Here is a 7,395-nt window from a genome sequence, read left to right on the forward strand (position 1 = left end):
AAACTTTGACTGAGGCGGGAAAATAGCACGCCTTACAGTAAATCAAAATAAATGTAGAGGGCATTATGAAAAAAAACTCATGTTATCCATCCTAACATCGGTTCTGGTCGGTCTATTCGCCTACATGGTTGTGTTCGCTGCCAACGCAGCAGGACTATTTCAACCCTATGTCGTCTTCTCAATTGCAGAATCTGCAGAAGCAGTTAGTGTTGGAGACTTCAATCATGATGGGCGGAACGATGCTGCCGTCAGTACCTCCGAAGGCAATTTATTGATCTATACTCAAAATGTAAGCAACGGATTAAATAGTCCTGTTACATACACTGCTGGTTCGCGCCCTGAATCTCTCGCAGTCGGGGACTTAAATAACGACGGCTGGGACGACCTTGTAGTAACTAATTTTAGCAGCTCAACGATCAGCGTCTTTCTACAGCAAGCGAACGGCACACTTGCAAATCGTGTAACGTACACAACAAATAGCGGACCTGATTCGGTAGCCGTAGGCGATGTCAACAACGACGGGCTTGATGATGTAGTTGTATCACATTGGACAGCAGGGAATATTGGAGTTTTTATCCAAAATATAAATGGCACCCTAGATGCAAAAATTGCCTACACCTCGCCCACCGCAGGTTATGACGATATTGCAATTGGAGATGTGAATGGGGACGGCTTGAACGATGTAGTTAAGATGAACGGACAGGGCCTCAACCCGGATCTTTCTATTTATCTGCAAAATGGAAGCGGCACACTCAACGCGGCCGTCTCGTATTCTCTGCCGGGCAATGGTATTCTAGGGGGTGGAATCGGAATCGGTGATCTAACCGGGGATGGAAAACAGGATATTGCAATGAGCTATGGTGGGAACATCCCCAGTGCGTTTGTTGCGGTTTTTGTACAAGGACAAGATGGAACATTGCAGAGCCCTGTTTCCTACAGTAGTTACGACATTCCCAAACCTGTGGAAGTGGTCGATGTCAATCTTGACGGACTGGCAGATATTGTCACTCTCCATAGCGGATGGCAAAGAGAGTAGGGGTATATCCACAGGAAAACAACGGAACCCTCGGCTCGTACTCATTGTATACATCACGAAGCGCCGCATCCTATGGCCCTCAAGGATTGGCCATCGGAGACATTAATCAGGATAATCTACCGGACGTGCTCATGGCAGATAGCAACTATGGTCTTGTCGTCCTATATCACACACCAGTTATTCCAGCCGCATTCAATAAGATCAGCCCAACTGCTGGGGCTGTCAATCAGTCTCTCACACCAACCCTCAGATGGGAATCCAGCACTCGGACCGCCAGTTACGAATATTGCTATGATACAGTCAACAATAGCATCTGCGATAACACTTGGGAAAGTACTGGAACAACCACCAGTGTTGGCTTGGGCAGTTTGACCAGTGGAACCACATACTACTGGCAGTCACGCGCCATCAACACTTTTGGCACCACCTATGCCAACGGAAGCGACGCAAATTGGAACTCTTTTAGCACCGGGAATCCACCATCAGCATTCAACAAAGGCAATCCATCTAATGGCAGTGTAAATCAATTAACCAGTCTAACCATTGACTGGGGAGCAGCCAGCGGCGCAAGTACCTACCAATATTGTTTTGACACCATTAATAATAATGCTTGTGACAGTTCATGGAAAAGTGCAGGTGCAAATACCAATGCCAGTTTAAATGGCCTATTTGGAAAAACAAATTACTACTGGCAAGTGCGCGCTGTTAACAACGTTGGCACTACCTATGCCAACGGAAGCAGTACTAACTGGTTTTCTCTCGCAACTGAAAATTTCAGCTCGCCCACAAACATCTCATTGACGAATTCAGCTATTAACGAAAATCAGCCAGTCGGATCAAGTGGCAAGGGGTATTCGCAACTGTAGACGGAAATATAGGAGATGCCTTTACCTACAGCCTCGTTAGTGGGGAAGGCAGTACAGATAACGCGTTATTCACAATTTCAGCAGACAACCTTAAGACCAGCGCAATCTTCAATTACAACATACAGAACAACTATTCCATCCGTGTCCGCTCCACCGATCAGGGCGGTTTATATTTTGAAAAAGCATTCACGATCTCAGTCATCAAATTGAACAACACCTTTGGCGATGTTCCCAATGCCTATTGGGCCTGGCAATACGTGGAACGTCTCTATCACGCCGGCGTAACCAGTGGATGTAATCAAAGTCCCTTAATTTTCTGTCCCGAGAACTCTGTTACACGGGCACAAATGGCTGTCTTTTTACTTAAAGCAAAATATGGCTCTTCTTATGCAGCACCTTCTGTAGGGATGAGCACAGGATTCAATGATGTTTCTGTTACACACTGGGCTGCCGCATGGATCAAGCAGCTCGCAGCAGAAGGAATTACCAGTGGCTGCGGAAATGGCAACTACTGTCCCGAAGATGAAGTAACCCGCGCACAAATGGCCGTTTTTCTATTAAAGGCAAAGCATGAGGCAGGCTTCACACCTTCTTCCGCGAGCGGTGGCATGTTTGCAGATGTCCCGATTGGCTACTGGTCAATCGTTTGGATTGAGCAACTTGCCAATGAAGGCATCACCGGGGGCTGTGGTGCTGGAAATTACTGCCCGGAAAATCTTGTCACGCGGGCTCAAATGGCAATATTCCTTGTCAAGACATTCAATTTACCCTAGCTGCAACGCATTACTCCATAAATAAAGAAGTCCCGGAATGTTTAACCTCCGGGACTTCTTTCAACTACACAACAAAAGCCAGATCAATACTCGCGGACATCTTCAAACACCCCTTCTGCCACAACCTCTTCGGCCATGCTCAATAAACGCAATGCAGTATTTTCATCTACGATGGCTTCACCGCAATTGGAGCAGACTTGCGCAGGGATTTTATTAATAGCCAATCTAAATTCATCACGTTCAAAGGTGATGGAAGTAAAACTATCGGTGAGTTCGGCCTGACGGCAAATTAAGCAGTTCATAAAATATCCTGTATCAAACTTCGGAAGTCTTTTTTGAGGCATCCATGCCTTATGGGTTCTTAAGAGACTTTCGAAGTTTCGTCTCAGTTAAGCTACTTCCTGGTTCGGAAGTCTTTTTTCCATTTATTGGCATCGGGCAGATAAACGGTAACGACAGTGATCTCATCTGCGGTGGGATTTTCTGAAGTAACTACATGAAACGGGCGTTTGCCTTGAAAGCCCATGATGAGTCGACTAGGCTCGGGCATCTCAGCGGAGTAATCTTCGATCACGTCTGCGGCTTCAAGCGCCTTGCGGACTTTAAGCGGAGAAATTTCGCGTTCGAACATTCTTTGCACCGCGTTGGCACGTAATAAGATAGAGAGGCATGCGGTGATTATACTGAATAAATCTTTAATCATTTTTAACTGTGATTCCCCCTAAAACCTAACCACCAAGTCACAAAGGCATGAAGCCACTAAGTTTTTTTCTTTGAGTCTTTGTGACTTGGCGGCTTCGTGGCGAAGGGTTTTACACCCCTAATGATAAAATAACACCTCATGAAAATATCCCCCACGCAATATTTTGGAAATCTCTCGCTCCTGCTCGATCTGGAAGCTGAAGCTGAAAAGCGCGAAGCGGTGCGCGAGCAAACACGACTCTCTCCACTTGAAGCAGAAGCCAGCGGCAATAGCTTGATTCAACTTGTCATTCGTGAAGAAGGCTATGGGCTGGGCGGACATTTCCTGTTGGGATTCGGCAAACGCAATGAGAATCTATCTCTCCCGTGGACAAGGTTCGGGGTGGCAGCCCTGTCATCGTCACAGAAGAGAACCGGGCATCATCCAATACTGAAAACGGCTGGCGTGGAATTGTCAGCAGTATTCGCAGAGATGCGATTCAGGTGGCGATCAATCAATTCATTGAAACAGAAACAGAGCGGCCCACCTTCCGCATTGATCGTGCCACAGATGAAATCGCGCGTTTCAGACAGAGACAGGCGATGGAGTTGGCACGCGGCGCAAGCGGCGGGTCACGGCTGGAAGTGTTGCGCGATGTGCTGATCGGGGCAGTTGGTCCCGTCTTTGAAAAGATCGAGCCAATTCAACCAATAAACAAAAATCTAAATCAATCACAAATTGACGCGGTGCAATTTGCATTAAGCGCCGAAGATATTGCCATCATCCACGGGCCGCCGGGAACAGGCAAAACCACCACACTGGTTGAGTTGATCGCACAGATCACGCGCAAAGGTCAAAGCGTGCTGGCAGTTGCTTCGAGCAATCTCGCGGTTGATAATTTATTGGAACGCCTGATCGCAGCCGGCGAACATGCCATTCGGCTGGGTCATCCGGCACGCGTCACACCTGAACTGCGAGAACACACGCTCGACCTGTTGGTTGAAAAACATCCTGATGTAAAAATTGCGAACAAACTCACACGCGATGCCTACGCCCTGCGCGGACAAGCCGAGCGATACACACGCGCCAAACCTGAACCCGGCGCAAGGCAAGCCATGCGTCAGGAATCAAAAGATATGCTCAGAGAAGCGCGTAAGATCGAAGAGCAAATTACAACGGGCATTTTGAGCAAGGCACGCATCGTGTGCGCCACTGCCACCGGTCTTGATCGCGACCGGCTTGAAGGAAAATATTTTGATTGGTGCATCATGGATGAAGCCAGTCAGAGCACAGAACCCGCCACGTGGATTCCGATCCAATACTCACAGCGACTTGTCCTTGCGGGCGATCATTTTCAACTGCCGCCAACTATTATTTCAAGCGAAGCCGTCAAAGGCGGATTTGACATCAGCCTGATGGAACGCCTGCTGACCAATATCGGTCCGTCCATTTCGCGCCGCTTGAATGTGCAATACCGAATGCATCACGACATCATGAATTTTTCTTCGGATGTCTTCTACGAGAACAGTTTACAAGCCGACAGATCGGTTCGCACCGCCCTGCTCTCTGATCTGCCCGCTGTGACAGACTCCCCGCTGACAAATTGTCCCGTACACTTCATTGATACCGCGGGCGCAAGTTACGATGAAGAAACAGAACCCAACGGCGACAGCCGCCTCAATCCACTCGAGGCGGAACTAGTCATTAAAAAAGTTAATGAGTTAATCGAAGCCGGTGTCAGCGCGGATATGATCGCGGTCATCAGTCCATATTCGGCGCAAGTGCGCTATCTGCGTGAGCGCCTGCCTGAAATCGAAATCGACAGCGTGGACGGGTTTCAAGGCCGCGAAAAAGAAGTGGTGATCGTGTCACTGGTCCGCTCGAATCGGGAAGGTGAAGTTGGCTTCCTCTCGGATACACGCCGCATGAACGTGGCGCTGACTCGCGCGCGCCGTAAATTGATCGTGATCGGTGACAGCGCCACAATTACCAGTCATGGTTTTTATCAGCGCATGGTGAACTATTTTGAATCCATCGGGGCGTATCATTCGGTTTGGGAAGAGTAGGGAAATGATGAATGCGGAATGATGAATTATGAATGGGAAATAATAACGGGGAAGGCTAGGTGAGGGTCGGTTTTGAGTCAATCGGCGCGTATCATTCGAGCACACCAACGCTTTCAAAACTCCTCGGCTATAATCAGTGTCTTGTAAACCATTTATCGCCAGCAAGCTGGCGGACTCCACAGACAAAGCAGGAGCATTATGGATAAGGTTTCAGTGAGTAAGCCCCTGGGACATGGGGATGACAGCGCGACGGATTTTGTGATCGAGATGTTGAAGGGCGAGCCGACCTTCGCGATCAATTTTGACCGTGTACAATGGGACAGTAAAAATAATTGCTATGTGATCGTTGAATATCTGTTGTGTGATGAAGCTCAGTTCAGCAAGGGAGTCACACCACATACGAGCCATCCGAACCGGTATTTTCACAAGAATGCGCAGAAGTTCATTTCGTTGTGGCAGATCGCAAAAGACATGAAGGCCATACTGTTTCTGGTGAACTATTCCAAAAAAGGGACACAGTTCGAGGATCAGGTGCTGGTGATGAAGGTTGAGGATGTGAATCCGCAGGCTTCGGCGCCGGTAAAGACGATCGACAAAAAATGTACGCGTGAGGAATATTCCAAGTGGTTTCGGAATTTAAATAAACGAGGAAAGAGATAAACGCATGAGTGATGTATCGATGCATGGCGATTGGTCTAAGGAAGATTTGATCGCGCATATTGCCCGGCTTGAAAACAGGAAACAGCACGGACTGGTCTGGGAGGAGGATCAGGCTGAGGGTGAGTCTGATGCGGGTTACCATCCACAGGCGGTGTTGAGCGAAGTGAGTCAAAATTCCGTTGGCGGGGATTCGAGTCTGAGTCACATCCTGATCGAAGGGGATAATCTGCACGCGCTTTCGGCATTGAGCGGCACTCATCAAAAGGCCGTGGACTTGATCTATATTGACCCGCCCTACAATCGCGGCATGAGAGATGGCAATGACTCAAGATATAACGATCAATATGTTAATCGGAATGATGCGTCACGTCATAGCCGGTGGTTATCTTTTATGAACAAGAGGCTGGTGATCGCGAAGCAGTTGTTGAAGGACGACGGCGTGATCTTTGTCTCCATTGATGATAATGAACTGGCACATTTAAAAATTTTGATGGATGAAATTTTCGGCGAAGAAAATTATAAGAATACGATCATCATCAAACGCGGCGCGAAGAATGTGCAGGCACAATTCGAGAGCATTGACAAGTTATACAGCGGTTATGAATACGTGCTATTCTAACACGATGAATCAGGCGCGAGATTTCCGAAGATGGTGAAGGAATTAAGCGAACCCAAGCCGGGCGGATGGAACAATCACTGGCGCGGAACGAACCGCCCGACGATGCGTTATGAACTGTTCGGCATCACTCCCGCCAGCGGACAGTGGCGCTGGGGCAAAGAGAGAAGTTTGGCGGCGGTTGAAATTACAAGTTGATGCTCAAGGAATTGGGCAAGACGACACAGGAATTAACTTCGCAGGAAGTTGATGCGTGGTTCCTTTCAAAGCTGACCGAGACCGGCGAAGAAGTGGATCTGCTGCGCCTTTCAAACAACGGCAAGCCTGAGCATTACGTGCCGCCGACAGATACAACTCTGCTTAACGATGTCTGGTTTGATCTGGCGCCGAACAGCACGAGCGTGTTGAAGTCTATTTTTGGCAGGAAGGTTTTTGATAACCCCAAACCTTTGGAACTCATCAAACGCATCTGCAAATTTGCAGGCAGGGACGCCGTCATCATGGATTTCTTCGCGGGCAGCGGCACGACCGGTCACGCCATTTTGGAATTGAACAAGGAAGACGGCGGAACACGTCAGTTCATTCTGGCGACCAGCAATGAGAATAATATCTGCACCGAAGTTTGTTATCCGCGCTTAAAGATGGTGATCGAAGGCTATGAAAATGCCAAAGGTGTGAAGGTGAAAGGTTGGGCGG

The 7,395-nt window shown here is 48.3% G+C and carries 10 protein-coding genes; 8 read left to right on the forward strand and 2 right to left on the reverse strand.

What is annotated here, in order from left to right; genetic code table 11:
* Positions 1 to 79: 79 nt before the first annotated feature.
* The 3 genes from IPL71_RS14445 to IPL71_RS14455 all read left to right on the forward strand — a co-directional run bounded on the left by IPL71_RS14445 (position 80) and on the right by IPL71_RS14455 (position 2,675).
* Positions 80 to 1,036: an FG-GAP repeat domain-containing protein gene (locus IPL71_RS14445; RefSeq protein WP_345322716.1), complete on the forward strand. Its 957-nt coding sequence runs from the start codon at positions 80 to 82 to the stop codon at positions 1,034 to 1,036.
* On the forward strand, positions 1,021 to 1,902 hold the full coding sequence (locus IPL71_RS14450) for a hypothetical protein (RefSeq protein WP_345322718.1): 882 nt from the start codon (positions 1,021 to 1,023) through the stop codon (positions 1,900 to 1,902). Before IPL71_RS14445 ends, IPL71_RS14450 begins: the two co-directional genes overlap by 16 nt.
* A 206-nt stretch (positions 1,903 to 2,108) precedes the next feature.
* On the forward strand, positions 2,109 to 2,675 hold the full coding sequence (locus IPL71_RS14455; RefSeq protein ID WP_345322720.1) for an S-layer homology domain-containing protein: 567 nt from the start codon (positions 2,109 to 2,111) through the stop codon (positions 2,673 to 2,675).
* 83 nt (positions 2,676 to 2,758) lie between these two features.
* Here IPL71_RS14455 and IPL71_RS14460 read toward each other — a convergent pair whose 3' ends face one another.
* Positions 2,759 to 2,977: a YgiT-type zinc finger protein gene (locus IPL71_RS14460; RefSeq protein WP_345322722.1), complete on the reverse strand. Its 219-nt coding sequence runs from the start codon at positions 2,975 to 2,977 to the stop codon at positions 2,759 to 2,761.
* Between the two features lie 92 nt (positions 2,978 to 3,069).
* Entirely contained in the window at positions 3,070 to 3,306 is a 237-nt protein-coding gene (locus IPL71_RS14465) for a DUF4258 domain-containing protein (RefSeq protein ID WP_514130787.1), read from the reverse strand.
* 437 nt (positions 3,307 to 3,743) lie between these two features.
* On the opposite strand from IPL71_RS14465, the gene IPL71_RS14470 reads away from it, so the two are divergent.
* The 5 genes from IPL71_RS14470 to IPL71_RS14490 all read left to right on the forward strand — a co-directional run.
* Complete coding sequence (locus tag IPL71_RS14470) at positions 3,744 to 5,423, forward strand: AAA domain-containing protein (RefSeq protein ID WP_345322726.1); 1,680 nt, start codon at positions 3,744 to 3,746, stop codon at positions 5,421 to 5,423.
* A gap of 198 nt (positions 5,424 to 5,621) precedes the next feature.
* Positions 5,622 to 6,083 carry a hypothetical protein gene (locus IPL71_RS14475; protein ID WP_345322728.1) on the forward strand — a complete coding sequence of 154 codons (462 nt, stop codon included), beginning with the start codon at positions 5,622 to 5,624 and terminating at the stop codon, positions 6,081 to 6,083.
* A gap of 4 nt (positions 6,084 to 6,087) precedes the next feature.
* A complete protein-coding gene (locus IPL71_RS14480) occupies positions 6,088 to 6,702 on the forward strand; it encodes a DNA methyltransferase (protein WP_345322729.1) in 615 nt (204 codons plus the stop codon).
* Between the two features lie 30 nt (positions 6,703 to 6,732).
* Positions 6,733 to 6,897: a hypothetical protein gene (locus IPL71_RS14485; protein ID WP_345322730.1), complete on the forward strand. Its 165-nt coding sequence runs from the start codon at positions 6,733 to 6,735 to the stop codon at positions 6,895 to 6,897.
* Positions 6,897 to 7,395, forward strand: a 499-nt coding sequence (locus IPL71_RS14490; protein ID WP_345322732.1) for a DNA methyltransferase, incomplete at its 3' end; no start/stop codon positions are given. The genes IPL71_RS14485 and IPL71_RS14490, both read left to right, overlap by 1 nt.

The organism is Candidatus Villigracilis proximus (assembly GCF_016717045.1).
GTDB classification, from domain to species: domain Bacteria; phylum Chloroflexota; class Anaerolineae; order Anaerolineales; family Villigracilaceae; genus Villigracilis; species Villigracilis proximus.